Origin of the sequence: Streptomyces sirii, from assembly GCF_045690365.1 — a bacterium.
GTDB classification, from domain to species: domain Bacteria; phylum Actinomycetota; class Actinomycetes; order Streptomycetales; family Streptomycetaceae; genus Streptomyces; species Streptomyces sirii.
Genome location: NZ_CP147982.1, coordinates 2,541,100 through 2,563,883, shown reverse-complemented (window position 1 = coordinate 2,563,883; position 22,784 = coordinate 2,541,100). Strand labels below are relative to the sequence as shown.

Here is a 22,784-nt window from a genome sequence, read left to right as displayed (position 1 = left end):
CCTGGCACGATGACGGGGTGACCGCACCGCTGACGCCATCCGACAACCAACCGCCCGAAGAGCCGCAGTACCCGCAGGCCGCGCCCGCGGCCCCGGCCGGCCACGACGGCCCGGCGAACCCCGAGCTGCCGCGCGAGCTGCGCGAGGGCGCGGTGATCGCGATCCTGGTCGCGGTGAGCGGCGTGCTGCTCGGCGTGCTGTGGAACTGGCTCGCGCCGCATGTCCCGTTGATCGCGGACGCCCGCAACGTCTATCTGAAGAACACCGAAGGCGAGGAGGCGATCGGCGCGGACGGCACCTTCGTGCTGCTCTCGCTCGGCTTCGGTGTGCTCACCGCGGCCGTGGTGTTCCTCTTCCGCCGGCGCGGCGGCATCCCGCTGGTCGTGGCGCTGGTCCTGGGCGGGCTGCTGGGCGCGGCGGTGGGCTGGGTGACCGGCATGTGGCTGGGCCCCACCCCCGACGTGGTCGCGCACGCCAAGCAGGTCGGTCCCGGTGTGGCCTTCGACGGGCCGCTGCGGCTGCAGTCGAAGGGCGCGCTGCTGGCCTGGCCGATCGCCGCCATGGTCACGCAGCTGGCGCTGACCGGGCTCTTCGGTCCCCGCGACCCGGAGCCGCCGGCGCCGGACTGGTCCGGGAGCCACGACTACCACGGGCCGCACGATCACCACGCACCGGACGACCGGCCCGCCCCGCACGATCAGCACGCACCGAACGACCGGCACGCACCCCACGGGCACCACGGGCAGCAGCCGCCGAACGCGACCTGACCGGCGCGCGGCACCACCAGCGGCGGCCGGGTCCACCGGCCGCCCCGCGGCCCCTCAGCCGCGCGCGATCGACGCCACCCGGGCCCCGGTCAGCGCCACCAGGTCCTCCGGCGCCAGCTCGACCTCCAGCCCCCGGCGCCCCGCCGAGACGCACACCGTCGGGCGTCCCTGGGCCGAGGCGTCCACGACCGTACGCAGCCGCTTGCGCTGCCCCAGCGGCGAGATCCCGCCGAGGACATAGCCGGTGCTGCGCTCGGCCGCCGCCGGATCGGCCATCGCGGCCTTCTTGCCGCCCACCGCGGCCGCCAGCGCCTTGAGGTCCAAGGACCCCGACACCGGCACCACGGCGACCGTCAGGGTGCCGTCGACATCCGCCAGCAGCGTCTTGAACACCTGGTCGGCGGGGACACCGAGAGCCTCGGCGGCCTCCTCGCCGTACGAGGGAGCGGCCGGATCGTGCTCATAGGCGTGCACCGTGAACGGGACACCGGACGCGGTGAGCGCCACCGTCGCGGGCGTCCCACCGGATTTCCTGGACTTCTTCGCCAACGTCTTCGGGCCTCGTGTCAGTTCGGGCTGGTCGGCTGCCTGGTCAGATCCACGGCCGGCAGCGACGGGAGCTTACCGAGCAGCGCCGACTCCTGGCGAAGGAGTTTCAGCTCCTGCCCCAGCCGGGTGGCGGTGTCGGGCGCCTCCAGCAGCAGCTGCTTGGCGGGGACGTCCAGCACGGCCGCCGCCGCGACGAGGTAGGACAACACGGACGGATCGGCCGGCAGGTCCTGCCCGCTCGACAGCGTCCGCTCGTTCGCCCAGGCCAGCCGCTTCTGATACGTCCGAAAGGCCCGTACGACCCCGGAGGCGAGCGCGCCCGCGCCCTCCCCCTGGCTCTCCTCCAGCTCCTCCAGCTCGCCGGTCAGATACGGCCCGGAGGCGTCCACCGACAGCAGCCGGAAGCGGGTCGTGCCGGTGGCCAGGACCTCATAGCCGGTGTCGTCGGCGGACGACTTCTCCCGGATGGTCGCCGCGTCCGCGACGCAGCCCACCGAGTGGAACGCCTGCAGCGGATCGTCCCCGAAGCCCGCCGCGGGGCCGCCCTCGGACGGCAGCGTGGCGTCCGGCATGCCCTGGGCGGTGGGTGCCACCTCCCGGCCGTCCCGGATCGCGACCACCGCGAAGCGGCGGTCGTCCTCGGGCACCGCGCTCAGATCGCGCATCATCGCCCGGTACCGCGCCTCGAAGACGTTCAGCGGGAGCACGAGTCCCGGGAACAGCACCGAGTTCAACGGGAAGAGGGGGAGGCGCAGGGAGGTCACAGCCCGTAAGCCTAGACGCTGCGCTTGGCTTGCTTCCCACGTGGTGGGGCCGTCGTCTTTCGGCTGTCCCGCCGTTGCGCCTGCGGCGGGCTGGTTGCCGCTGCGCGGGGCTGTTCGGGGCCGGGTGCGGCCCTCCGGACTTCGCCCTGCGGCCCGCCCCCTCCCGTGGGTGGGGGAAAGGACGCGGGTGGGGGTGGGCATAGTCCCGTACGTGCGGGTCGTGGACCACTCACGCCCACTCCACTTACCGTCTTCCGTCCCCCCACGGGAGGGGACGGGCTGGAGGACGAAGTCTGTAAGCCCGGCACCGCACCCGACGCACAAACGCCCGCCGCTGGGGGTACCTCCCACGCCCTTAGGGCAGTGGGGGAGCAACGGCGCGAAACCCCCGCGGCGGGACAGCCGACAACGTGGGACTAGGCCCGCCGCAGTAGGCGGGACGCGCCCGCTGCCACCGTCGTCGCCAGGATCCAGCCGGCGAGGATCAGTACGGCGGCGGCCCACTGGGCGGTGCCGCCGGGTTTCCAGGCGGCGCCCTGGTTGAGGTCGATCACGGGCAGCAGGAGGTCGAGGGCGTAGAGGTAGGGGTTCCAGGGGGGTGCCTCGCCCGCCTTGAGGGGCGGTGGCGGGGACGTCGAGAAGTAGACCGTGCCGATCGCCCACAGGATGCCCATCCAGACCGCGGCCCGCCCGGGGCGATAGCCGTACGCCACCGTCCAGTCCTGCAGGAAGCCCCAGGCCTTCGCCGCCAGCGGCAGCGTCTCGCGGCGCCGCCGCTGCTTGGCCAGCAGCACCTCACGGGCGTCGGAGTCCTCACCGCTGCGGCGCAGCGAGGTGGCGAGCATCTCGTACGGCTCGGGCGCGTACTCGGGGGTCGCCGCGGCCACCCACTGCAGCCGCTGCGCGAGCGGGAAGTGGCCGCGCGGGATCAGCGTCTCGTAGGCGAAGCCGGCCATCCACAACCCGCCGAGCCCCGGCCAGCTCGCCGACTTGTCGACGAGGTTGACGACCCGGGCGCCGGAGAGGATGACCCGGCCGCGCTGCGGCCGTTCGCCGAGGAAGCGCAGCTCGGGGGTCTGGATGCGGCGCAGCGAGAGTTCCTGGTCGGACTCCATGATGAAGCGGGCGTGCTCGAAGTCCACGGCGTCGCCGAACCGGCCGTCGTCCAGCCGCATCCCGCCCTCGCACTCGAAGCGCTGCATACGGGTGCCCCGCGAGGGGGTGTGCGCGATGCCGTAGGGGGGAGTGGCGCTGCTGGAGAAGGGGGAGTTGGCCAGGCCCGCGGCGGTCAGATAGAGGGTGCGCTCGACGGTGAGCTGGGGGGCGTTCAGCGCCCGGCGGCCGAAGGGGTTGCTCAGATGGCTGCCGCGCAGGCTCATCGACACGCCGATGGTGGCGCCGCGCAGCGACAGCTCGCCGTAGGACTCCAGCATCTCGGCCTGGAGGTCCTGGGTGACGGCCAGCCCGTCCGCCATGATCGACCGGCCCTGGCGGTCCTTGTGCACGACCGCCTGGTTCAGCATCAGGTCGGTGCCTATGTGCGCGTCGGTGAGGCGGACGCCGGACTGCACCACGCAGCGCGGCAGATGGAGGTCGCCCTCGGTGTGCAGCCGGGCCGCCTCCAGCCGGGGTATCGCGCAGTTCACCATCCGCAGGGTGGTGAACCGGCTCTCCGGCAGCACCACCTCGGCCTCGAAGCGGCAGTCCCGCAGCTCCACGAATGGCTCGATCGTGCCGCCCGCAACGTCGAGAGTGTCCGTGATGTACGCACCGGTGAGCTTGAGGGCCGACACCCGGCCCGGCTGCGCCGGCGGCCCGTCGAGCAGCAGCAGCGCCACGACCCGCGCCCGCACCCGGCGCTCCGGGCCCCACAGATGCTGCCCGTGCGGATCGTCGCGCACCGGGTCGCCGATGTGCAGATCGCAGGTGCTGCCGTTGCGGAAGGCCTGCCACATGCTCCATTCCGCCGACGTCAGTCGCAGGTCGGCGGGCGCATCGCCGTCCCTGGGCTCGGTCACTGTGTCCCCCTTGCTCCGTGGTGTGGCGCGACCTCTTCGGACGCACTTCGCGCGTGGTCTGCGCGCGGCACCGCACACGTCCCGCAGGTCTCCCCGTACGCCGCTACGTGGCCCTTGCCCGCCCGGTGACCGCTTGAACACGCGCGGTCAGGGCCAACTCCGGTCAACTTCACGAGGCCGGTTCACCGGGCGTCCGGGGCCCGCGTCGCTGTGTATCACTGAGTGATACACGGGATCGGGCCAGGGATCGGGTCTGAGACACTGGGGAGGTGATCTCCCGAATCGATCTGCGCGGTGACGCCCTCCCCGAGGGTGGCGCCCTGCGCGACCTGCTGCCCCGTGCCGAGTTCGACGTGGAAGCCGCCCTGGAGAAGGTGCGGCCCATCTGCGAGGACGTACGCCATCGCGGCACCGCGGCGCTGATCGAGTACGCGCGGCGGTTCGACGGTGTCGAGATCGAGCGGGTGCGGGTGCCCGCCGAGGCCCTCAAGACCGCCCTGGAAGAGCTGGATCCGGCCGTCCGCGCCGCCCTGGAGGAGTCCATCCGGCGCGCCCGGATCGTCCACCGCGAGCAGCGCCGCAGCGACGTCACCACCAAGGTCGTCCCCGGCGGCACGGTCACCGAGCGCTGGGTCCCGGTCGAGCGGGTGGGGCTGTACGTACCGGGCGGCCGCTCGGTCTACCCCTCGTCCGTCGTGATGAACGTGGTCCCCGCCCAGGAGGCCGGCGTCGAGTCCCTGGCCGTGACCTCGCCGCCGCAGGCCGAGTTCGAGGGCCTGCCGCACCCGACGATCCTGGCGACCTGCGCGCTGCTCGGCGTCGACGAGGTCTACGCCGCCGGCGGCGCCCAGGCCATCGCGATGTTCGCCTACGGCACCGAGGAGTGCCCGCCCGCCAACCTCGTCACCGGCCCCGGCAACATCTACGTCGCCGCGGCCAAGCGCCTGCTCAAGGGCCGGATCGGCATCGACTCCGAGGCCGGGCCCACCGAGATCGCGATCCTCGCGGACGACACCGCCGACCCCGCGCACGTCGCCGCCGACCTGATCAGCCAGGCCGAGCACGACCCGATGGCCGCCGCCGTCCTGGTCACCGACTCGGTGGCGCTGGCGGAGAAGACCGAGCAGGAGCTGGCACCGCAGATCGCGGCGACCCGGCACGTCGAGGACCGGATCGCCCCGGCCCTGGCCGGCCGGCAGTCCGCCATCGTCCTCGTCGACGGCATCGACGAGGGCCTGCGGGTCGTGGACGCCTACGGCGCCGAGCACCTGGAGGTCCAGACCGCCGACGCCGCCGCCGTGGCGGCCCGGGTCCGCAACGCCGGCGCGATCTTCGTCGGCCCGTACGCCCCGGTCTCGCTCGGCGACTACTGCGCCGGCTCCAACCACGTCCTTCCCACCGGCGGCTGCGCCTGCCACTCCTCGGGGCTCTCCGTGCAGTCCTTCCTGCGCGGCATCCATGTCGTGGACTACACCCGCGACGCACTGGCCGAGGTCGCCCACCATGTGGTGACCCTCGCCGAGGCCGAGGACCTCCCGGCCCACGGCGCGGCGATCAAGGCAAGGTTCGGTTGGAAGGTCCCCCAGAGCAAGTGAGCAGGCACGTGACCCGCATCGACGATCTCCCCATCCGGGACGAGCTGCGCGGCAAGTCCCCCTACGGCGCCCCGCAGCTGGACGTGCCGGTACGCCTGAACACCAACGAGAACCCCTACCCGCTGCCCGAGCCGCTGGTCGCGCGGATCGCCGAGCGGGTGGCCGAGGCCGCCCGGCAGCTCAACCGCTACCCCGACCGGGACGCGGTCGAGCTGCGCACCGAGCTGGCCCGCTACCTCACCCGCACCGGCGGCCACGAGGTCGCCAAGGACCAGGTCTGGGCGGCCAACGGATCGAACGAGGTCATCCAGCAGCTGCTGCAGACCTTCGGCGGCCCCGGCCGCTCGGCCATCGGCTTCGAGCCCTCGTACTCCATGCACGCCCTGATCTCGCGCGGCACGGGCACGGAGTGGATCTCCGGCCCGCGCAACGACGACTTCGCCATCGACCTGGCGGCGGCCCGGGAGGCCATCGCCGAGCGCCGGCCCGACGTGGTCTTCGTCTGCTCGCCGAACAACCCCACCGGCACCGCCGTCGAGGCGGAGACGGTGCTGGCGCTGTACGAGGCGGCGCAGGCCGCCAAGGCGGACACCGGCGGTGCGCTGGTGGTGGTCGACGAGGCCTACGGCGAGTTCAGCCACCGGCCCTCGCTGCTGCCGCTGATCGAGGGGCGGCCGAACATGGTGGTCTCGCGGACCATGTCCAAGGCGTTCGGTGCCGCCGGGCTGCGGCTGGGGTATCTGGCCGCCGATCCGGCCGTGGTCGACGCCGTCCAGCTGGTCCGCCTGCCGTACCACCTGTCGTCGGTCACCCAGGCCACCGCGCTGGCCGCGCTGGAGCACACCGATACGCTCCTGAAGTACGTCGAGCAGCTCAAGGCCGAACGGGACCGCCTGGTCACCGAGCTGCGGACGATCGGCTGCGAGGTCACCGCCTCCGACGCCAACTTCGTGCAGTTCGGCCGATTCGATGGCGAGGGCGGCGCCCACGCCGCCTGGCGGGCGATCCTCGATCAGGGCGTACTGGTCCGTGACAACGGCGTACCGGGCTGGCTGCGGGTCACCGCCGGCACCCCGGCCGAGAACGACGCGTTCCTCGACGCGGTTCGCACGCTGTTCAAAGAACGCAGCTTGAAGGAGAACGAGCGATGACCCGCGTAGGACGCGTGGAGCGCACAACGAAGGAAACGTCCGTGCTCGTCGAGATCGACCTCGACGGCAGGGGGGACGTCGAAGTGGCGACGGGTGTCGGCTTCTACGACCACATGCTCGACCAGCTCGGCCGGCACGGCCTGTTCGACCTCAAGGTCAAGACCGACGGCGATCTGCACATCGACACCCACCACACCATCGAGGACACCGCCCTCGCGCTGGGTGCCGCCTTCAAGCAGGCCCTCGGCGACAAGTCCGGCATCTACCGCTTCGGCAACTGCACCGTCCCGCTGGACGAGTCGCTCGCCCAGGTGACCGTCGACCTCTCCGGCCGCCCGTACCTGGTGCACACCGAGCCGGAGAACATGGCGCCGATGATCGGCAGCTACGACACGACGATGACCCGGCACATCTTCGAGTCCTTCGTCGCGCAGGCCCAGATAGCGCTGCACATCCACGTGCCGTACGGCCGCAACGCCCACCACATCGTGGAGTGCCAGTTCAAGGCGCTGGCCCGGGCCCTGCGCTACGCCAGCGAGCGCGACCCGCGCGCCGCGGGCATCATTCCGTCCACCAAGGGAGCGCTGTAGTCCCGTGAACGGTATGTCCACCGCCTTCATCCTCGTCGGACTGTTCCTCCTCGGCGGCGTCTACTCCTTCTGGAAGCAGCAGCTGCCCAAGAGCCTGATCGTGCTGCTGTCCGTCGGCTCGGCGATGTGCCTGGCCGCCGGCGTGCTGCGGCTGGGGGTGTGGAGTTGACCGCCGCCGCACCCCGTAAGAAGGTCGTCGTCTTCGACTACGGCTTCGGCAACGTCCGCTCCGCCGAGCGCGCCCTGGCGCACGTCGGCGCGGACGTGGAGATCACCCGGGACTTCGACCGGGCGATGAACGCCGAGGGGCTGCTGGTCCCCGGCGTCGGCGCGTTCGCCGCCTGCATGCGCGGACTGCGCGAGGCCCGCGGCGACTGGGTCGTCGGCCGCAGGCTGTCCGGCGGCCGCCCCGTGATGGGCATCTGCGTCGGCATGCAGATCCTCTTCGGCCGGGGCATCGAGCACGGTGTGGAGACCGAGGGCCTGGACGAGTGGCCCGGCACGGTCGGCCCGCTGAAGGCCGACGTCGTCCCGCACATGGGCTGGAACACCGTCGAGGCCCCCGAGGGATCGCAGCTCTTCGCCGGTCTGCCCGCCGACGCCCGCTACTACTTCGTGCACTCCTACGCGGTGCACGACTGGGAGCTGGAGGTCGGCAACCCGCACCTCGCCGCCCCGAAGGTCACCTGGGCCACGCACGGCGACCCGTTCGTGGCCGCCGTGGAGAACGGCCCGCTGTGGGCCACCCAGTTCCACCCCGAGAAGTCCGGCGACGCCGGCGCCCAGCTCCTGACCAACTGGATCAACACCCTGTGAGCCCCCAGATGCCGAAGCTTGAACTCCTTCCCGCCGTCGACGTCCGCGACGGCCAGGCCGTCCGCCTGGTCCACGGCGAGTCCGGCTCCGAGACCTCCTACGGCGACCCGCTCCAGGCGGCCCTCGCCTGGCAGCGGTCCGGCGCCGAGTGGCTGCACCTCGTCGACCTCGACGCGGCCTTCGGCACCGGCGACAACCGCGCGCAGATCGCCGAGGTCGCCCGCTCCATGGACATCAAGGTCGAGCTGTCCGGCGGCATCCGCGACGACGACTCGCTGGCCGCCGCCCTGGCCACCGGCTGCACCCGCGTCAACATCGGCACCGCGGCCCTGGAGAACCCCGAGTGGGTCGCCAAGATCATCGCCGAGTACGGCGACCGGATCGCGGTCGGCCTGGACGTGCGCGGCACGACGCTGCGCGGCCGCGGCTGGACCCGCGACGGCGGCGACCTCTACGAGACGCTGGCCCGCCTGGACTCCGAGGGCTGCGCCCGCTACGTCGTCACCGACATCAACAAGGACGGCACCCTCCAGGGCCCCAACCTCGAACTGCTGCGCAACGTCTGCGCCGCCACCGACCGCCCGGTCGTGGCCTCCGGGGGCGTCTCCTCCCTCGACGACCTGCGAGCGATCGCCTCGCTGGTGCCCGAGGGCGTGGAGGGCGCGATCGTCGGAAAGGCGCTCTACGCCGAGGCGTTCACGCTGGAGCAGGCCCTGGAGGCCGTGGCGACATGAGTGGCGTACGCCGCTTCACGGCCGGCGACCCGCGGGCGGAGGACCCCTGGGCGGACGCCTTCGGCCGCTCCCGGGCGGTGGCGCTGCCCAACGGCCTGGTGCTGGTCTCCGGCTGCGCCTGCGTCATCGACGGACAGGTCGTCGCCGCCGACCCGTACGAGCAGGCGGTCACCTCCTTCCGGACCGCGCTGTCGGCGCTGGAGCAGGTCGGCCTCGGCCGTGACGACGTCGTACGCACCCGTATGTACCTGACCCACGCCCGGGACGTGGACGAGGTCGGACGCGCTCACAAGGAGCTGTTCGACTCCGTCCGCCCCGCCGCATCCATGATCATCGTCTCCGGTTTCGTCGACCCGCGCCTGGTCGTCGAGGTCGAGCTGGAGGCGTACAGAGAGGCCCCCGCGTCATGACCCTGGCCGTACGAGTCATCCCCTGCCTGGACGTCGACAACGGCCGGGTCGTCAAGGGCGTCAACTTCCAGAACCTCAGGGACGCCGGCGACCCCGTCGAGATGGCGAAGATCTACGGTGAGGAGGGCGCCGACGAGCTGACCTTCCTCGACATCACCGCCTCCTCCGGCAACCGCGAGACCACCTACGACGTCGTCCGCCGCACCGCCGAGCAGGTCTTCATCCCGCTCACCGTCGGCGGCGGCGTCCGCACCCCCGACGACGTCGACAAGCTGCTGCGCGCGGGCGCCGACAAGGTCGGCGTCAACACCGCCGCCATCGCCCGCCCCGAGGTGATCCGCGAGATCGCCGAGCGCTTCGGGCGCCAGGTCCTGGTGCTGTCCGTCGACGCCCGCCGCACCGACGCCGGCACCCCCTCCGGATTCGAGGTCACCACCCACGGCGGCCGCCGCGGCACCGGCATCGACGCCGTCGAATGGGCCCACCGCGCCGCCGAGCTGGGCGCCGGCGAGATCCTGCTGAACTCCATGGACGCCGACGGCACCAAGGACGGCTACGACGTCGAGATGATCGAGGCCGTCCGCAAGCACGTCACCGTCCCGGTGATCGCGTCCGGCGGCGCGGGGAAGCTCGCGGACTTCGCCCCGGCCGTCGCCGCCGGCGCCGACGCGGTGCTGGCCGCCTCCGTCTTCCACTTCGGCGACCTGCGCATCCCGCAGGTCAAGGACGCACTGCGGGAGGCGGGCCACCCGGTCCGCTGAAGCGCGCGCGACGCGGCCGGGGCAGTCTCCCCGGCCGCGCCCCGGTACCGCTCAGCGCCCCTTGCGCGCCGCCCGGACGAACTCCCGGTTCATCTTGGTGATGCTGAACAGCGGAATGCCCTTGGGGCAGGCCGTGGCGCACTCACCGGCCAGCGTGCAGCCGCCGAAGCCCTCCTCGTCCATCTGCGCCACCATGTCCAGCACCCGGCTCTCCCGCTCGGGCGACCCTTGTGGCAGCACGTTGAGGTGGTTGACCTTCGCCGAGGTGAACAGCATCGCCGCGCCGTTCGGGCAGGCCGCCACGCACGCGCCGCAGCCGATGCACTCGGCGTGCTCGAAGGCGAAGTCGGCGTCCGGCTTGGGCACGGGCGTCGCATGCGCCTCGGGCGCGGCGCCGGTCGGCGCGGTGATGTAGCCGCCGGCCTGGATGATGCGGTCGAAGGCCGTGCGGTCGACGACCAGGTCCTTGACGACCGGGAACGCGGAGGCCCGCCACGGCTCGACGTCGATCGTGTCGCCGTCCTCGAAGGACCGCATGTGCAGCTGGCAGGTGGTGGTGCGCTCCGGGCCGTGCGCGTCGCCGTTGATGACCAGCGAGCAGGCGCCGCAGATGCCCTCGCGGCAGTCGTGGTCGAAGGCGACCGGGTCGTCGCCCTTGAGGATCAGCTCCTCGTTGAGGGTGTCGAGCATCTCCAGGAACGACATGTCCTGCGAGATGCCGTCCACCTCGTACGTGGACATGGCGCCGGGGGCGTCGGTGTTCTTCTGGCGCCAGACGCGCAGGGTGAGCCTCATGCGTAGCTCCGCTGGGTGGGGTGGACGTACTCGAAGACCAGGTCTTCCTTGTGCAGGGTGGGCGCCGCGCCGGTGCCGGTGAACTCCCAGGCGGCCGCGTAGGAGAACTCCTCGTCCTGGCGGGCGGCCTCGCCGTCGGGGGTCTGCGACTCCTCGCGGAAGTGGCCGCCGCAGGACTCGGCGCGGTGCAGCGCGTCGAGGCACATCAGCTCGGCCAGCTCCAGGTAGTCGACGATGCGGTTCGCCTTCTCCAGGGACTGGTTGAACTCCTCGCCGGTACCGGGGACCTTGATGCGGCGCCAGAACTCCTCGCGGATCTGCGGGATGCGGTCCAGGGCCTTGCGCAGGCCCTCGTCGGTGCGGGCCATACCGCAGAACTCCCACATCAGCTCGCCGAGTTCGCGGTGGAAGGAGTCCGGGGTGCGGTCGCCGTCGACGGCGAGCAGCTTCGCCAGCCGCTCCTCGGTCTCCCGCACGACCTCGACGGTGGCGGGGTGCGCGGCGTCCACCTCGTCCTTGTGCGGGTTGCGCGCAAGGTAGTCGTTGATGGTGGCCGGGAGCACGAAGTAGCCGTCGGCCAGGCCCTGCATGAGGGCGGACGCGCCGAGCCGGTTGGCGCCGTGGTCGGAGAAGTTGGCCTCGCCGACCGCGAACAGTCCGGGGACGGTGGTCTGCAGGTCGTAGTCGACCCACAGCCCGCCCATCGTGTAGTGCACGGCCGGGTAGATCCGCATCGGCACCTTGTACGGATCCTCGTCGGTGATCCGGTGGTACATGTCGAAGAGGTTGCCGTACTTGGCCTCGACCGCCTTGCGGCCCATGCGCGCGATGGCGTCGGCGAAGTCCAGGTACACGCCCTGCCCGCCGGGCCCGACGCCCCGGCCCTCGTCGCAGACGCTCTTCGCGGCCCGCGAGGCGATGTCACGGGGTACGAGGTTGCCGAACGACGGGTAGATGCGCTCCAGGTAGTAGTCGCGCTCGTCCTCGGGGATCTGGTGCGCCGGACGGGTGTCGCCCTGGGCCTTCGGCACCCAGATCCGTCCGTCGTTGCGCAGCGACTCGCTCATCAGCGTCAGCTTCGACTGGTGGTCGCCGGTGCGCGGGATGCAGGTCGGGTGGATCTGGGTGAAGCACGGGTTGGCGAAGTAGGCGCCGCGCCGGTGCGCCCGCCACACGGCGGTGGCGTTGGAGTTCATGGCGTTCGTCGAGAGGTAGAAGACGTTGCCGTAGCCGCCGGACGCCAGCACGACGGCGTCCGCGAAGTAGGTGTCGATCTTGCCGGTGACCAGGTCGCGGGCGACGATGCCGCGCGCCTTGCCGTCCACGACGACCAGGTCGAGCATCTCGGTGCGGGCGTGCATCTCGACGTTGCCGGCGGCGATCTGCCGGGACAGCGCCTGGTAGGCGCCGAGCAGCAGCTGCTGCCCCGTCTGGCCCCGGGCGTAGAACGTCCGGGACACCTGCACCCCGCCGAACGACCGGGTGTCGAGCAGACCGCCGTACTCACGGGCGAACGGCACGCCCTGGGCCACGCACTGGTCGATGATCTCGACGGATATCTGCGCGAGCCGGTGCACGTTGGACTCCCGCGCCCGGAAGTCGCCGCCCTTGACGGTGTCGTAGAACAGCCGGTGCACCGAGTCGCCGTCGTTGCGGTAGTTCTTCGCCGCGTTGATGCCGCCCTGCGCGGCGATGGAGTGCGCCCGGCGCGGCGAGTCCTGGAAGCAGAACTGCACGACGTGGTAGCCCTGTTCGGCGAGCGTGGCCCCCGCCGAGCCGCCCGCGAGACCGGTGCCGACGACGATGACGGTGTGCTTGCGGCGGTTGGCGGGGTTGACCAGCTTCGCCTCGAAGCGGCGGGTGTCCCAGCGCTCGTTGACGGGCCCGGACGGGGCCTTGGCGTCGGCGATCGGCTCCCCGGTCGCGTACTGCGGGTACGTGGTCATGGATTCAGCTCACCAATCCGCTCATGACGCCCACGGGCACGGCGATGAAGCCGAGCGTGAGCAGTACGGCGAGGACGTTGCCGGCGGTCTTCAGGGCGCGGTCGCGGGTGCGGCTGCCGACGCCGAGGGTCTGCGCGGCGCTCCAGAACCCGTGCTGGATGTGGAAGCCGAGGGCGACCATCGCGACGATGTAGACGACGTTGCCGTACCAGGTCGAGAAGGTGTCGATGACGTTCTGGTACGGGTGCCCGGCCTGGAAGCCGTTCGGGTGCACCGTGCCGGTCGTCAGGTCCAGGACGTGCCACACGATGAACAGGCCGAGGATGATCCCGCCCCAGCGCATGGTGCGGGTGGCGTAGTTGGCGCGCTGCCGCTTGTGCACGTACTTGCCGGGCCGCGCCTTGATGCCGCGGCGGCTGAGCTGGTAAGCGGACGTGGCGTGGGCGACGACGGCGACCACGAGGACGACGCGGATCAGCCACAGCGTCCACTCGTAGTGCATGAAGGGCTCGCCGACCGTGCGCAGCCAGTGCGCGTAGTGGTTGAACTCGCCCGACCCGAAGAAGATCTTCAGGTTGCCGATCATGTGGACGACCAAGTAGAGCAGCATGATCAGGCCGCTGACGGCCATCACCGTCTTCTTGCCGACGGACGAGTCCCAGAACGCGCGCCCACCCGTCGCCCGACCACCGCCCCTCACGGAGCGCTCTCGCCCGCGTTTCTCCTTCGAAGGCCGTCGTTCTGCCCGTGTGTCCAGTGCCATGAGTCCCGAAGGTAAGGACCGAGCTACCCATCAGTCCAAGACATGGTCCGGCTCATCTCCATAGGCTGAAGCTATCGATGCTTTACATTCGCCTTATGCAGCTGCAGCAGCTCCGCTACTTCACCGCCGTGGCCGACACCCGCCACTTCACCCGTGCCGCCGAGCGCGAGCATGTCGCCCAGCCCTCCCTCTCCCAGCAGATCCGCTCCCTGGAACGGGAGTTGGGCGCCGAGCTGTTCCACCGGGCCCGCGGCCACATCACCCTCACCGACGCCGGCGAGACCCTGCTGCCGCTCGCCCGGAGGATCCTCGCCGACACCGAGACCGCCCGCCGCGAGGTGCAGGAGGTCGCCCAGCTGCGCCGCGGCCGGCTCCGCCTCGGCGCCCCGCCCAGCCTCTGCGCCAGCCTCGTCCCCGACGTCCTGAGCGCCTTCCACGCCACCTATCCCGGCGTCGACCTGTTCGTCACCGAGGACGGCTCGCAGGACCTGGTCCGCGCGCTGGCCGACGGTGAACTGGACCTGGCCCTGATCATCACCCCGCTCCCGGACCAGGCCCCGGCGCTGGCCACCTCCGACCTGCTGCGCGAGGAACTCGTCGTGGTCTCCGCCCCGGACCGGTCCGCCCCACCGGCCGGCCGCCGCACCCGCATCCGGGTCGAGGACCTCCGCGGCCGCCCGCTGGCGATGTTCCGCCGAGGCTACGACCTGCGGGAATTCACCACCGCGGCGTGCCGCGCGGCCGGCTTCGAACCCACCTTCACCGTCGAGGGCGGCGAGATGGACGCGGTCCTCGGATTCGTACGCGCCGGGCTCGGCATCGCCGTCGTCCCCAGCATGGTCGCCGAACGCTCCGGGCTGCGCGTCACCCGCTTCGCGACCCCCGGCATGCACCGCGTGATCTCCGTCGCCCACCGCGGCGACGTCTCCCCGCCGCGCGCCGCCCGCGAGCTGGAGCGGATCCTCCGGCAGCGCCTCGAACCGGGGTCCCTGAGGGCCGGGGCGCGCGGCGCCGTGGCGGGTGATCCGGGCCGGTCGTAGGCTGGCGGCATGTCGACCCATGCCAAGCGTGAACGGCTCCTTCTCGCCGACCTGTTGGAGAGCGCGGGTCCCGAGGCGCCGACCCTGTGTGAGAACTGGACCGCGCGGGACCTGGCCGCGCATGTGGTGGTGCGCGAGCGGCGCGCCGACGCGGCGGGCGGGCTCCTGGTCAAGTCGCTGGCGGCCCGGCTGGAGCGGGTGCAGGCGGAGTTCGCCGCCAAGCCGTACGAGGAGCTGATCCAGCTCATCAGGAGCGGGCCGCCGCGGTTGTCGCCGTTCTCGCTGAAGCAGATCGACGAGGCGTCCAACACGGTGGAGTTCTACGTCCACTCCGAGGACGTGCGGCGGGCGCAGCCCGACTGGAGCCCGCGGGAGCCGGACCCGGTCTTCGCGGACGCCCTGTGGTCGAGGATCGAGCGGATGGCCCGGGTGCTGGGCCGCAAGTCGCCGGTGGGGCTCGTGCTGCGGCGGCCGGACGGGCGGACCGCGGTGGCGCACCGCGGCGCCCCGGTGGTCACCGTCGTCGGGGAGCCGGGCGAACTGACCATGTTCGCCTTCGGCCGGCAGGACGTGGCCGACGTGGAGCTGGACGGGGACAAGGAGGCGATCGAGCGGCTGCGGGGCGCGAAGCTGGGAGTGTGAGCGGGGGCGGGCCAGGGGGTCGGGGTTGCCCCCAGGGGGGGTCGAACGCATCCCGTAGGGGGTGCGAACGCCCCCTGCGGGGCCACAACGCGGCGGGTGCGGGACGTATTCCTGAGCATCGCCGGGTCCGCTTCCCCGACGGTCCCTAGGTCCGCAGCACCACCACCGCCACCACCACGGCCACCACCACCGCCGCCACGAACACCGCCGCCAGCACCAGCGCCGCCACCCGCGCGGCGCGGTCCGGGTCCGGCGGCGGTGGCGGCACGGGTGGTGAAGGAGGCATGTCTGCAGGATGCCGCACGGCACAATGGACCCATGACCAGCAGCCGCACCACCGCCGCCGACTCCCTGTTGGACCCCGCCATCGCCGCCCGCCTCAAGCGGGGCGCCGACGGCCTGGTCCCCGCCATCGCCCAGCAGTACGACACCGGCGAGGTGCTGATGATGGGGTGGATGGACGACGAGGCGCTGCACCGCACCCTGACCACCGGGCGCTGCACGTACTGGAGCCGCAGCCGCCAGGAGTACTGGGTCAAGGGCGACACCTCCGGCCACTTCCAGTACGTGAAGTCGGTGGCGCTGGACTGCGACGCGGACACCGTCCTGGTCAAGGTCGACCAGGTCGGCGCCGCCTGCCACACCGGCGCGCGCACCTGCTTCGACGTGGACGTACTGGCCACCGAGGTCGACCGGGACCAGTAGGCTCCGCTGCCATGACCACGGGAACCACCGGCACCGCCAATCCGGACCTCGACACCTTCCGCACCCTCGCCAAGGACCGGCGGGTCATCCCCGTCACCCGGCGCCTGCTCGCGGACGGCGACACGCCGGTCGGGCTCTACCGCAAACTCGCCGCCGAGCGCCCCGGCACCTTCCTGCTGGAGTCCGCCGAGAACGGCCGCACGTGGTCGCGCTACTCCTTCATCGGCGTCCGCAGCGCCGCCACCCTCACCACCCGCGACGGGCAGGCGCACTGGCTCGGCACCCCGCCGGTCGGCGTCCCCACCGACGGCGACCCGCTCGCCGCGCTGCGCGCCACCGTCGAGGCCCTGCACACCCCCCGCGACCTCATCGAGGGCGCGGGGCTGCCGCCGTTCACCGGCGGCATGGTCGGCTACCTCGGCTACGACGTCGTGCGCCGCCTGGAGAAGATCGGCGACAGCACCACCGACGACCTCCGGCTGCCCGAGCTGAGCATGCTGCTCACCTCCGACCTCGCCGTCCTCGACCACTGGAGCGGCACGGTCCTGCTGATCGCCAACGCGATCAACCACAACGACCTCGACACCGGCATCGACGAGGCCTACGCGGACGCGGTGGCCCGCCTGGACACCATGGCCGACGACCTCGCCCGGCCCGCCCCCGCCGGCGCCGCGGCCCTGCCGCCGTCGCAGATCCCGCCGTTCACCGCCGAATGGGGCGGCGCGGACTACCAGGAGGCCGTCGAGGACGTCAAGGAGCGCATCCGGGCCGGCGAGGCCTTCCAGGTCGTGCCCTCCCAGCGTTTCGAAACCCCCTGCACGGCAAGCGCGTTGGACGTCTACAGGGTGCTGCGGGCCACCAACCCCAGCCCGTACATGTACCTCTTCCGCTTCGAGGGCGGCGACGGCCCGGACAGCGCCTTCGACGTGGTCGGCTCCAGCCCCGAGGCGCTGGTGAAGGTCGAGGCCGGCCGCGCCATGGTCCACCCCATCGCCGGCACCCGCCCGCGCGGCTCATCCGTGCCGGAGGACCAGGCCCTGGCGGACGAGCTGATGGCCGACCCCAAGGAACGCGCCGAGCATCTGATGCTGGTCGACCTGGGCCGCAACGACCTGGGCCGGGTCTGCGAACCGGGCAGCGTCGAGGTCGTCGACTTCATGTCCATCGAGCGCTACAGCCATGTGATGCACATCGTCTCCACGGTCACCGGAACGGTGGCCGAGGGCCGTACCGCCTTCGACGTGCTCACCGCCTGCTTCCCGGCCGGCACCCTCTCCGGCGCCCCCAAGCCGCGCGCCATGCAGATCATCGAGGAGCTGGAGCCGACCCGGCGCGGCCTGTACGGCGGCTGTGTGGGCTACCTCGACTTCGCGGGGGACTCCGACACCGCCATCGCGATCCGTACGGCGCTGCTGCGCGGCGGCACCGCCTACGTCCAAGCCGGCGCCGGCGTGGTCGCCGACTCCGACCCGGTGGCCGAGGACACCGAGTGCCGCAACAAGGCGGCCGCGGTGCTGCGCGCGGTGTACACGGCCAATCACCTGGGCAAGTAGCCGGCCGCGGGCCCGGGGCCACCCCCGCGCGCCGGTCCCCGCCGGCCGGTGCGCGATAGTGGTACGCGTGAGTGCCGCACCCCAGACCCCCACAGACGCCGCGCCCGCCCCCGCGCCGGCGCCGGCCCCCGCGCCCCGCAGCGCCAAGCGCAGCCTGGCCCTGGCACTGCTGGCCGGCGCGGCCGGCGCGGGCCTGGCGCTGCTGGCCTCCGGCCGCACCTGGGCCCGGGGCTCCGCGGTGCTGGCCCAGGGCGAGCTGCCGCGCACCGTGACCGGTGCGGACGTCACCGGCGTGCCCGGCGCGCTGGCCGTCGTCGGCCTGGCCGCGCTGGTCGCGGTCTTCGCGGTGCGCCGGGCCGGCCGGATCGCGGTGGCCGCACTGCTGGCGCTGAGCGGTGCCGGCATCGTCACCGCCGCGGTGCTGGGCAACGCCGACACCTCGGCGCTGCGCGAGAAGGCCGCCACCGCGGTCGGTCTGACCGGCGCCGATGTGCATCACGTCACGCACACCGGCTGGCCGTGGGTGGCCGCGGCCGGCGGTCTGCTGCTGCTGATCGCCGGGTTGCTGGCGCTGGTGCACGGACGCCACTGGCCTGCGATGTCGGGCCGTTACGAGCGCACGCCCGGCGGCGCCCGCGGTCCGCGGCGTGCCGCGGCCGCCCCGGATCCGGACCGTCCGGAGGAGATCTGGAAGTCCCTGGACCGCGGCGAGGACCCCACCCGGTAAGGGGGACCGGCGCGGCATCGGTGACAATGGACCGCGAGGATCACCGCGCCCCGACCCCGGCGCGAGAGAGCAACGAGGAGCAGTCAATGTCGAGCAGTGGCCACGGACACACCCCCGCCGCCTGGACCGGCGTCATCATCTCGTTCATCGGCTTCTGTGTCGCCGGAGCCTTCATCGTGCTGAACAACGTGCCGGGCTTCTGGGCCGGCATGGTGCTGATCGGCGGCGGTGCCGTGGTGGGCGGTCTGATGCGCGCGGCCGGCCTGGGCCAGGAGCCCAAGCGCTCGGCGAAGCCGGCTGTCCAGGCGCAGCCGCAGGAGAGCTGACCACGCTCCCGTGGCGCCGGGTCCCGGCGCCACCTCGCACCACCCCCGAAGGCGCCGCTTCCCGGCCCGTACGCACCCGCGGGTGCCGTACCCGCCGTCCGTGCACACCCCGTACGGCGGCCGAGAAGCTGCGCCTTCGCGCGCGCGGCAGCACAATCGGCACGTGAGCGATCCCTTGGCGCAGGCCCGGCCGGAAGCCCGGCCGGCGGGCGGCGTGCCCCGCCGTCTCGCCGCGCCCCTGGGCGCCCTCGCGGCCGTCGCCGCCGCCTTCGCCGTCGTCGGCGCCGTCGACCCGAACGAGCCCGGCCACTACCCCGTCTGCCCGCTGCTGCACCTGACCGGCGTGTACTGCCCGGCCTGCGGCGGCCTGCGCAGCGCCCACGCCCTCGCGCACGGCGACCTGACCGCCGCCCTGGGTGCCAATGCGCTCGCGGTGGCCGGCTTCGCCGCCTGCGCGGTCTTCTGGGCGGTCTGGTTCGGCCGGGCCGTGCGGGGCCGCCGTACGCCGGGCCCCCGCCCGCGCGCCGTCCACCGGTGGGCCCTGGGCGGGCTGCTGCTGGCCTTCACGGTCGTCCGCAACCTCCCCTTCGGCAGCGGTCTGGCGCCGTGACCCGGGGCCCCGGAGATGTCCAGCTTGTGGGACCGCCGTCAACCGGATGCGGGACCTGGATCCCATGGCGGATACCATCGGAGAACCGGAGGGGACAGCTCGTCCCACGGTCCGCTGTCCATCGCCGCTCAAGAAGGAGGCCGCTCGCGTGAGTGTGCTCGACGAGATCATCGACGGGGTCCGCGCCGACCTCGCTGAGCGGCAGGCGCGCGTCTCCCTCGAGGAGCTCAAGGAGCGGGCCCGCAAGGCACGCCCCGTGATGGACGGTGTCGCGGCACTCAAGGGCGAGAGCGTCACGGTGATCTGCGAGGTGAAGCGCTCCAGCCCGTCGAAGGGCGCGCTCGCCGCGATCGCCGACCCGGCCGGCCTGGCCGCCGACTACGAGGCGGGCGGCGCCGCCGTCATCTCCGTCCTGACCGAGCAGCGCCGCTTCGGCGGCTCGCTGGCCGACCTGGAGGCCGTCCGCGCCCGGGTCGACATCCCCGTGCTGCGCAAGGACTTCATCGTCACCGCCTACCAGCTGTGGGAGGCCCGCGCCTACGGCGCCGACCTCGCCCTGCTGATCGTCTCCGCGCTGGAGCAGGAGGCCCTGGTCTCGCTGATCGAGCGGGCCGAGTCGATCGGGCTGACGCCGCTGGTCGAGGTGCACGACGAGGAAGAGGTCGCCCGCGCGGTGGACGCCGGCGCCCGGATCATCGGCGTCAACGCCCGCAACCTCAAGACCCTGGAGGTCGACCGGGGCAACTTCGCCCGGATCGCCCCCGAGATCCCCGACCACATCGTCAAGATCGCCGAGTCCGGTGTCCGCGGGCCGCACGACCTGATCGCGTACGCCAACGACGGCGCGGACGCGGTGCTGGTCGGCGAGTCGCTGGTCACCGGCAAGGACCCCAAGACCGCGGTCGCCGACCTGGTCGCCGCGGGCTCCCACCCGGCGATCCGCCACGGGCGGGCCTGACCGCCCGGATCGCCGACATGACCGCCGCCTCCCGCATCCGCCGCCCGAGCCACCGCTCCGGCCCCGCCGTGCTGCTCGCCGCGGCCGCCGGGGGCGGGCGGCATGCGGCGCTGGGGCGCGGGTGCCGGCCGCGCGGGTGCCGGGCACCGGCGCGCCGGGTCCATGGACGGCGGGTCCGCTACCACATCGGTTCGGAGCCGGGACAGATCAACGGGCGCCGATGGCGCACGGCCGCCGCGCGCTGACGCGTCGGCCCCCTGCCGGCGTCGCGGTGGCGGTCAGCCACCGCGCGGCGGCAGCACGCCGTCGCGCCGTGCGCGCATACCGTGATGTGCCCTCTCCCGACATAACCGGACTTTCCGGGGCGGCAGCCCCGGCCTAGGAGTGCGTCAGATGTCCTCCGATTTCTTCCTTCCCGACCCCGAGGGGCGCGTGCCCAGCCCCGAGGGCTACTTCGGCGCCTTCGGCGGCAAGTTCATCCCCGAAGCGCTGGTCGCCGCGGTCGACGAGGTCGCCGCCGAGTACGAGAAGGCCAAGGCGGACCCCGCGTTCGCGGCCGAGCTCGACGACCTGATGGTCAACTACACCGGACGCCCCAGCGCGCTCACCGAGGTGCCGCGGTTCGCCGAACACGCCGGCGGGGCCCGGGTGTTCCTCAAGCGCGAGGACCTCAACCACACCGGCTCACACAAGATCAACAACGTGCTGGGCCAGGCGCTGCTCACCAAGCGGATGGGCAAGACCCGGGTCATCGCCGAGACCGGTGCCGGCCAGCACGGCGTCGCCACCGCCACCGCCTGCGCCCTCTTCGGCCTCGACTGCACCATCTACATGGGCGAGATCGACACCGAGCGCCAGGCCCTCAACGTCGCCCGGATGCGGATGCTCGGCGCCGAGGTCATCGCCGTGAAGTCCGGCAGCCGCACCCTCAAGGACGCCATCAACGAGGCCTTCCGCGACTGGGTCGCCAACGTCGACCGCACCCACTACCTCTTCGGCACGGTCGCCGGGCCGCACCCCTTCCCGGCCCTGGTCCGCGACTTCCACCGGGTCATCGGCGTCGAGGCCCGCCGGCAGATCCTTCAGCGCGCGGGCCGCCTGCCGGACGCCGCCCTCGCCTGCGTCGGCGGCGGCTCCAACGCCATCGGCCTCTTCCACGCCTTCCTCCCCGACACCGGCGTCCGCCTGATCGGCTGCGAGCCGGGCGGCCACGGCATCGAGACCGGCGAGCACGCCGCCACCCTCACCGAGGGCACCCCCGGCATCCTGCACGGCTCGCGCAGCTACGTCCTGCAGGACGAGGACGGCCAGATCACCGAGCCGTACTCGATCTCCGCCGGCCTGGACTACCCCGGCATCGGCCCCGAGCACGCCTACCTCAAGGACGTCGGCCGCGCCGAGTACCGCGCCGTCACCGACGACGCGGCGATGCAGGCGCTGCGGCTGCTGTCGCGCACCGAGGGCATCATCCCGGCGATCGAGAGCGCCCACGCGCTGGCCGGCGCCCTGGAGATCGGCCGCGAGCTGGGCCCCGAGGCCCTGCTGCTGGTCAACCTCTCCGGGCGCGGCGACAAGGACATGGACACCGCCGCCCGCTACTTCGGGCTGTACGACGGCGAGAGCGCGGCGGACACCGCCCGCGCGGCAGAGCAGGGGGAGAAGTGATGGCGGGCAACATCGAGCTGCTGAACACGGTGCTGGCGCAGGCCCGCACCGAGAACCGCGCCGCGCTCGTCGGCTACCTCCCGGCCGGCTTCCCGACCGTGGACGGCGGCGTGCGGGCGATGACCGAGATGCTGGACGGCGGCTGCGACATCGTCGAGGTCGGCCTGCCGCACAGCGACCCGGTCCTGGACGGCCCGGTCATCCAGACCGCCGACGACATCGCGCTGCGCGGCGGCGTCAAGATCGTCGACGTGATCCGCACGGTCCGCGAGGTGCACGCCGCCACCGGCGCCCCGGTGCTGTGCATGACGTACTGGAACCCCGTGGACCGCTACGGCGTGGAGCGGTTCGCCGCCGACCTGGCCGAGGCCGGCGGCGCCGGCTGCATCCTGCCGGACCTCCCGGTCGAGGAGTCCGACGTGTGGCGCAAGGCCGCCGAGCAGCACGGGCTCGCCACGGTCTTCGTGGTCGCGCCCAGCAGCCGGGACGAGCGGCTCGCCAAGATCACCGCGGCCGGCAGCGGCTTCGTCTACGCCGCCTCCCTGATGGGGGTCACCGGAACCCGCGAGTCCGTCGGCCGCGAGGCTCAGGAGCTGGTGGCCCGCACCCGCGCCACCGCTGGTGCCCGCCGTGGGCTCCCCGTCTGCGTCGGCCTGGGAGTCTCCAACCCCGAGCAGGCCGCCGAGGTGGCGCAGTTCGCCGACGGGGTGATCGTCGGTTCGGCGTTCGTCAAGCGGCTGCTGTCGGCGGACGGCGACCTGGCGGCCGGGCTCGCCGGGGTCCGCGCCCTGGCGGGTGAGCTGGCCGAGGGCGTACGCAATCGCCGCTAGACGAGCGGCCGGGGCGTCCACGGCGGTCCGGTGCGCGGTCCCTCGATAGGGCGAACATCGGTGCGGAGG

The 22,784-nt window shown here is 72.7% G+C and carries 27 protein-coding genes; 20 read left to right on the top strand and 7 right to left on the bottom strand.

All coding sequences use genetic code 11. The features are described from left to right. The first annotated feature begins 17 nt into the window (after positions 1–17). Positions 18–767, top strand: coding sequence for an ABC transporter permease (locus WAB15_RS11640; protein WP_399147584.1), 750 nt, complete (start codon positions 18–20; stop codon positions 765–767). 54 nt (positions 768–821) lie between these two features. On the opposite strand, the gene ybaK is transcribed toward WAB15_RS11640, so the two are convergent. From ybaK to WAB15_RS11625, 3 genes are all read right to left on the bottom strand, one after another. Continuing rightward, positions 822–1,316 (bottom strand): Cys-tRNA(Pro) deacylase, encoded by a 495-nt coding sequence (gene ybaK, locus WAB15_RS11635; RefSeq protein ID WP_407286162.1) that lies wholly within the window; start codon positions 1,314–1,316, stop codon positions 822–824. 17 nt (positions 1,317–1,333) lie between these two features. Continuing rightward, positions 1,334–2,080, bottom strand: coding sequence for an LON peptidase substrate-binding domain-containing protein (locus tag WAB15_RS11630; RefSeq protein WP_399147586.1), 747 nt, complete (start codon positions 2,078–2,080; stop codon positions 1,334–1,336). 416 nt (positions 2,081–2,496) lie between these two features. Further along, on the bottom strand, positions 2,497–4,098 hold the full coding sequence (locus WAB15_RS11625) for an oxidoreductase (RefSeq protein WP_399147587.1): 1,602 nt from the start codon (positions 4,096–4,098) through the stop codon (positions 2,497–2,499). 269 nt (positions 4,099–4,367) lie between these two features. Here WAB15_RS11625 and hisD point away from each other — a divergent pair, with 269 nt between their 5' ends. Genes hisD through hisF form a run of 8 tightly spaced genes read left to right on the top strand, consistent with a single transcriptional unit; the run spans position 4,368 to position 10,155 of the window. After that, entirely contained in the window at positions 4,368–5,693 is a 1,326-nt protein-coding gene (hisD, locus tag WAB15_RS11620) for a histidinol dehydrogenase (RefSeq protein ID WP_399147588.1), read from the top strand. An 8-nt stretch (positions 5,694–5,701) separates the two neighbouring features. Next, on the top strand, positions 5,702–6,844 hold the full coding sequence (locus WAB15_RS11615; RefSeq protein ID WP_399147718.1) for a histidinol-phosphate transaminase: 1,143 nt from the start codon (positions 5,702–5,704) through the stop codon (positions 6,842–6,844). Continuing rightward, entirely contained in the window at positions 6,841–7,434 is a 594-nt protein-coding gene (hisB, locus tag WAB15_RS11610) for an imidazoleglycerol-phosphate dehydratase HisB (RefSeq protein ID WP_399147589.1), read from the top strand. The genes WAB15_RS11615 and hisB overlap by 4 nt, the downstream gene beginning before the upstream one ends. A gap of 13 nt (positions 7,435–7,447) precedes the next feature. After that, positions 7,448–7,603: a hypothetical protein gene (locus WAB15_RS11605; protein ID WP_407289369.1), complete on the top strand. Its 156-nt coding sequence runs from the start codon at positions 7,448–7,450 to the stop codon at positions 7,601–7,603. Beyond that, a complete protein-coding gene (hisH, locus tag WAB15_RS11600) occupies positions 7,600–8,250 on the top strand; it encodes an imidazole glycerol phosphate synthase subunit HisH (RefSeq protein ID WP_399147590.1) in 651 nt (216 codons plus the stop codon). The genes WAB15_RS11605 and hisH overlap by 4 nt, the downstream gene beginning before the upstream one ends. 8 nt (positions 8,251–8,258) lie before the next feature. Next, a complete protein-coding gene (priA, locus tag WAB15_RS11595; protein WP_399147591.1) occupies positions 8,259–8,984 on the top strand; it encodes a bifunctional 1-(5-phosphoribosyl)-5-((5-phosphoribosylamino)methylideneamino)imidazole-4-carboxamide isomerase/phosphoribosylanthranilate isomerase PriA in 726 nt (241 codons plus the stop codon). After that, the gene (locus WAB15_RS11590; RefSeq protein WP_399147592.1) at positions 8,981–9,394 is read left to right on the top strand and encodes a Rid family hydrolase; all 414 of its coding nucleotides are present in this window, start codon (positions 8,981–8,983) and stop codon (positions 9,392–9,394) included. The genes priA and WAB15_RS11590 overlap by 4 nt, the downstream gene beginning before the upstream one ends. Continuing rightward, positions 9,391–10,155, top strand: coding sequence for an imidazole glycerol phosphate synthase subunit HisF (gene hisF, locus WAB15_RS11585; RefSeq protein ID WP_407286161.1), 765 nt, complete (start codon positions 9,391–9,393; stop codon positions 10,153–10,155). The genes WAB15_RS11590 and hisF overlap by 4 nt, the downstream gene beginning before the upstream one ends. 51 nt (positions 10,156–10,206) lie before the next feature. Here hisF and WAB15_RS11580 read toward each other — a convergent pair whose 3' ends face one another. From WAB15_RS11580 to WAB15_RS11570, 3 genes are read right to left on the bottom strand one after another with little or no spacing between them, the layout of a single operon-like run. Beyond that, the gene (locus WAB15_RS11580) at positions 10,207–10,950 is read right to left on the bottom strand and encodes a succinate dehydrogenase/fumarate reductase iron-sulfur subunit (protein WP_399147594.1); all 744 of its coding nucleotides are present in this window, start codon (positions 10,948–10,950) and stop codon (positions 10,207–10,209) included. Further along, the gene (locus WAB15_RS11575) at positions 10,947–12,896 is read right to left on the bottom strand and encodes a fumarate reductase/succinate dehydrogenase flavoprotein subunit (protein WP_407286160.1); all 1,950 of its coding nucleotides are present in this window, start codon (positions 12,894–12,896) and stop codon (positions 10,947–10,949) included. The genes WAB15_RS11580 and WAB15_RS11575 overlap by 4 nt, the downstream gene beginning before the upstream one ends. Before the next feature lie 4 nt (positions 12,897–12,900). After that, the gene (locus WAB15_RS11570) at positions 12,901–13,659 is read right to left on the bottom strand and encodes a succinate dehydrogenase (RefSeq protein WP_407286159.1); all 759 of its coding nucleotides are present in this window, start codon (positions 13,657–13,659) and stop codon (positions 12,901–12,903) included. A 95-nt stretch (positions 13,660–13,754) separates the two neighbouring features. On the opposite strand from WAB15_RS11570, the gene WAB15_RS11565 reads away from it, so the two are divergent. After that, the gene (locus WAB15_RS11565; RefSeq protein WP_399147597.1) at positions 13,755–14,699 is read left to right on the top strand and encodes a LysR family transcriptional regulator; all 945 of its coding nucleotides are present in this window, start codon (positions 13,755–13,757) and stop codon (positions 14,697–14,699) included. Positions 14,700–14,708: 9 nt separating this feature from the next. After that, a complete protein-coding gene (locus tag WAB15_RS11560; protein ID WP_399147598.1) occupies positions 14,709–15,341 on the top strand; it encodes a TIGR03085 family metal-binding protein in 633 nt (210 codons plus the stop codon). A 145-nt stretch (positions 15,342–15,486) separates the two neighbouring features. On the opposite strand, the gene WAB15_RS11555 is transcribed toward WAB15_RS11560, so the two are convergent. Further along, positions 15,487–15,627 (bottom strand): hypothetical protein, encoded by a 141-nt coding sequence (locus WAB15_RS11555; protein WP_407286158.1) that lies wholly within the window; start codon positions 15,625–15,627, stop codon positions 15,487–15,489. Positions 15,628–15,659: 32 nt separating this feature from the next. Between WAB15_RS11555 and hisI the strand changes: the two genes are divergently transcribed. The 9 genes from hisI (at position 15,660) to trpA (ending at position 22,715) form a co-directional block, all read left to right on the top strand. After that, on the top strand, positions 15,660–16,046 hold the full coding sequence (gene hisI / locus WAB15_RS11550; protein WP_407286157.1) for a phosphoribosyl-AMP cyclohydrolase: 387 nt from the start codon (positions 15,660–15,662) through the stop codon (positions 16,044–16,046). Positions 16,047–16,057: 11 nt separating this feature from the next. Further along, positions 16,058–17,599 carry an anthranilate synthase component I gene (locus WAB15_RS11545; protein ID WP_399147600.1) on the top strand — a complete coding sequence of 514 codons (1,542 nt, stop codon included), beginning with the start codon at positions 16,058–16,060 and terminating at the stop codon, positions 17,597–17,599. A gap of 67 nt (positions 17,600–17,666) precedes the next feature. Next, positions 17,667–18,326 carry a TIGR02234 family membrane protein gene (locus WAB15_RS11540; RefSeq protein WP_399147601.1) on the top strand — a complete coding sequence of 220 codons (660 nt, stop codon included), beginning with the start codon at positions 17,667–17,669 and terminating at the stop codon, positions 18,324–18,326. Between the two features lie 86 nt (positions 18,327–18,412). Beyond that, entirely contained in the window at positions 18,413–18,652 is a 240-nt protein-coding gene (locus tag WAB15_RS11535; protein WP_399147602.1) for an HGxxPAAW family protein, read from the top strand. Between the two features lie 163 nt (positions 18,653–18,815). After that, positions 18,816–19,262 carry a DUF2752 domain-containing protein gene (locus WAB15_RS11530; RefSeq protein ID WP_407286156.1) on the top strand — a complete coding sequence of 149 codons (447 nt, stop codon included), beginning with the start codon at positions 18,816–18,818 and terminating at the stop codon, positions 19,260–19,262. A 148-nt stretch (positions 19,263–19,410) separates the two neighbouring features. Continuing rightward, positions 19,411–20,220, top strand: a complete 810-nt coding sequence (trpC, locus tag WAB15_RS11525; RefSeq protein WP_399147604.1) for an indole-3-glycerol phosphate synthase TrpC — start codon at positions 19,411–19,413, stop codon at positions 20,218–20,220. A 17-nt stretch (positions 20,221–20,237) separates the two neighbouring features. Beyond that, positions 20,238–20,465 carry a tryptophan biosynthesis modulator TrpM gene (gene trpM, locus WAB15_RS11520; RefSeq protein WP_407286155.1) on the top strand — a complete coding sequence of 76 codons (228 nt, stop codon included), beginning with the start codon at positions 20,238–20,240 and terminating at the stop codon, positions 20,463–20,465. A 148-nt stretch (positions 20,466–20,613) separates the two neighbouring features. Further along, positions 20,614–21,885, top strand: coding sequence for a tryptophan synthase subunit beta (trpB, locus tag WAB15_RS11515; RefSeq protein ID WP_399147605.1), 1,272 nt, complete (start codon positions 20,614–20,616; stop codon positions 21,883–21,885). After that, the gene (gene trpA, locus WAB15_RS11510) at positions 21,885–22,715 is read left to right on the top strand and encodes a tryptophan synthase subunit alpha (RefSeq protein WP_399147606.1); all 831 of its coding nucleotides are present in this window, start codon (positions 21,885–21,887) and stop codon (positions 22,713–22,715) included. The genes trpB and trpA overlap by 1 nt, the downstream gene beginning before the upstream one ends. Positions 22,716–22,784: the final 69 nt, after the last annotated feature.

Bases quoted from the DNA above. Each gene is read 5' to 3' on its own strand.
- hisB (WP_399147589.1), top strand. From the start codon at position 6,841: ATGACCCGCGTAGGACGCGTGGAGCGCACAACGAAGGAAACGTCCGTG.
- WAB15_RS11605 (WP_407289369.1), top strand. From the start codon at position 7,448: ATGTCCACCGCCTTCATCCTCGTCGGACTGTTCCTCCTCGGCGGCGTC.
- priA (WP_399147591.1), top strand. From the start codon at position 8,259: ATGCCGAAGCTTGAACTCCTTCCCGCCGTCGACGTCCGCGACGGCCAG.
- WAB15_RS11590 (WP_399147592.1), top strand. From the start codon at position 8,981: ATGAGTGGCGTACGCCGCTTCACGGCCGGCGACCCGCGGGCGGAGGAC.
- hisF (WP_407286161.1), top strand. From the start codon at position 9,391: ATGACCCTGGCCGTACGAGTCATCCCCTGCCTGGACGTCGACAACGGC.
- WAB15_RS11580 (WP_399147594.1), bottom strand. From the start codon at position 10,950: ATGAGGCTCACCCTGCGCGTCTGGCGCCAGAAGAACACCGACGCCCCC.
- WAB15_RS11575 (WP_407286160.1), bottom strand. From the start codon at position 12,896: ATGACCACGTACCCGCAGTACGCGACCGGGGAGCCGATCGCCGACGCC.
- WAB15_RS11570 (WP_407286159.1), bottom strand. From the start codon at position 13,659: ATGGCACTGGACACACGGGCAGAACGACGGCCTTCGAAGGAGAAACGC.
- WAB15_RS11565 (WP_399147597.1), top strand. From the start codon at position 13,755: ATGCAGCTGCAGCAGCTCCGCTACTTCACCGCCGTGGCCGACACCCGC.
- WAB15_RS11560 (WP_399147598.1), top strand. From the start codon at position 14,709: ATGTCGACCCATGCCAAGCGTGAACGGCTCCTTCTCGCCGACCTGTTG.
- WAB15_RS11555 (WP_407286158.1), bottom strand. From the start codon at position 15,627: ATGCCTCCTTCACCACCCGTGCCGCCACCGCCGCCGGACCCGGACCGC.
- hisI (WP_407286157.1), top strand. From the start codon at position 15,660: ATGACCAGCAGCCGCACCACCGCCGCCGACTCCCTGTTGGACCCCGCC.
- WAB15_RS11545 (WP_399147600.1), top strand. From the start codon at position 16,058: ATGACCACGGGAACCACCGGCACCGCCAATCCGGACCTCGACACCTTC.
- WAB15_RS11535 (WP_399147602.1), top strand. From the start codon at position 18,413: ATGTCGAGCAGTGGCCACGGACACACCCCCGCCGCCTGGACCGGCGTC.
- trpM (WP_407286155.1), top strand. From the start codon at position 20,238: ATGACCGCCGCCTCCCGCATCCGCCGCCCGAGCCACCGCTCCGGCCCC.
- trpB (WP_399147605.1), top strand. From the start codon at position 20,614: ATGTCCTCCGATTTCTTCCTTCCCGACCCCGAGGGGCGCGTGCCCAGC.
- trpA (WP_399147606.1), top strand. From the start codon at position 21,885: ATGGCGGGCAACATCGAGCTGCTGAACACGGTGCTGGCGCAGGCCCGC.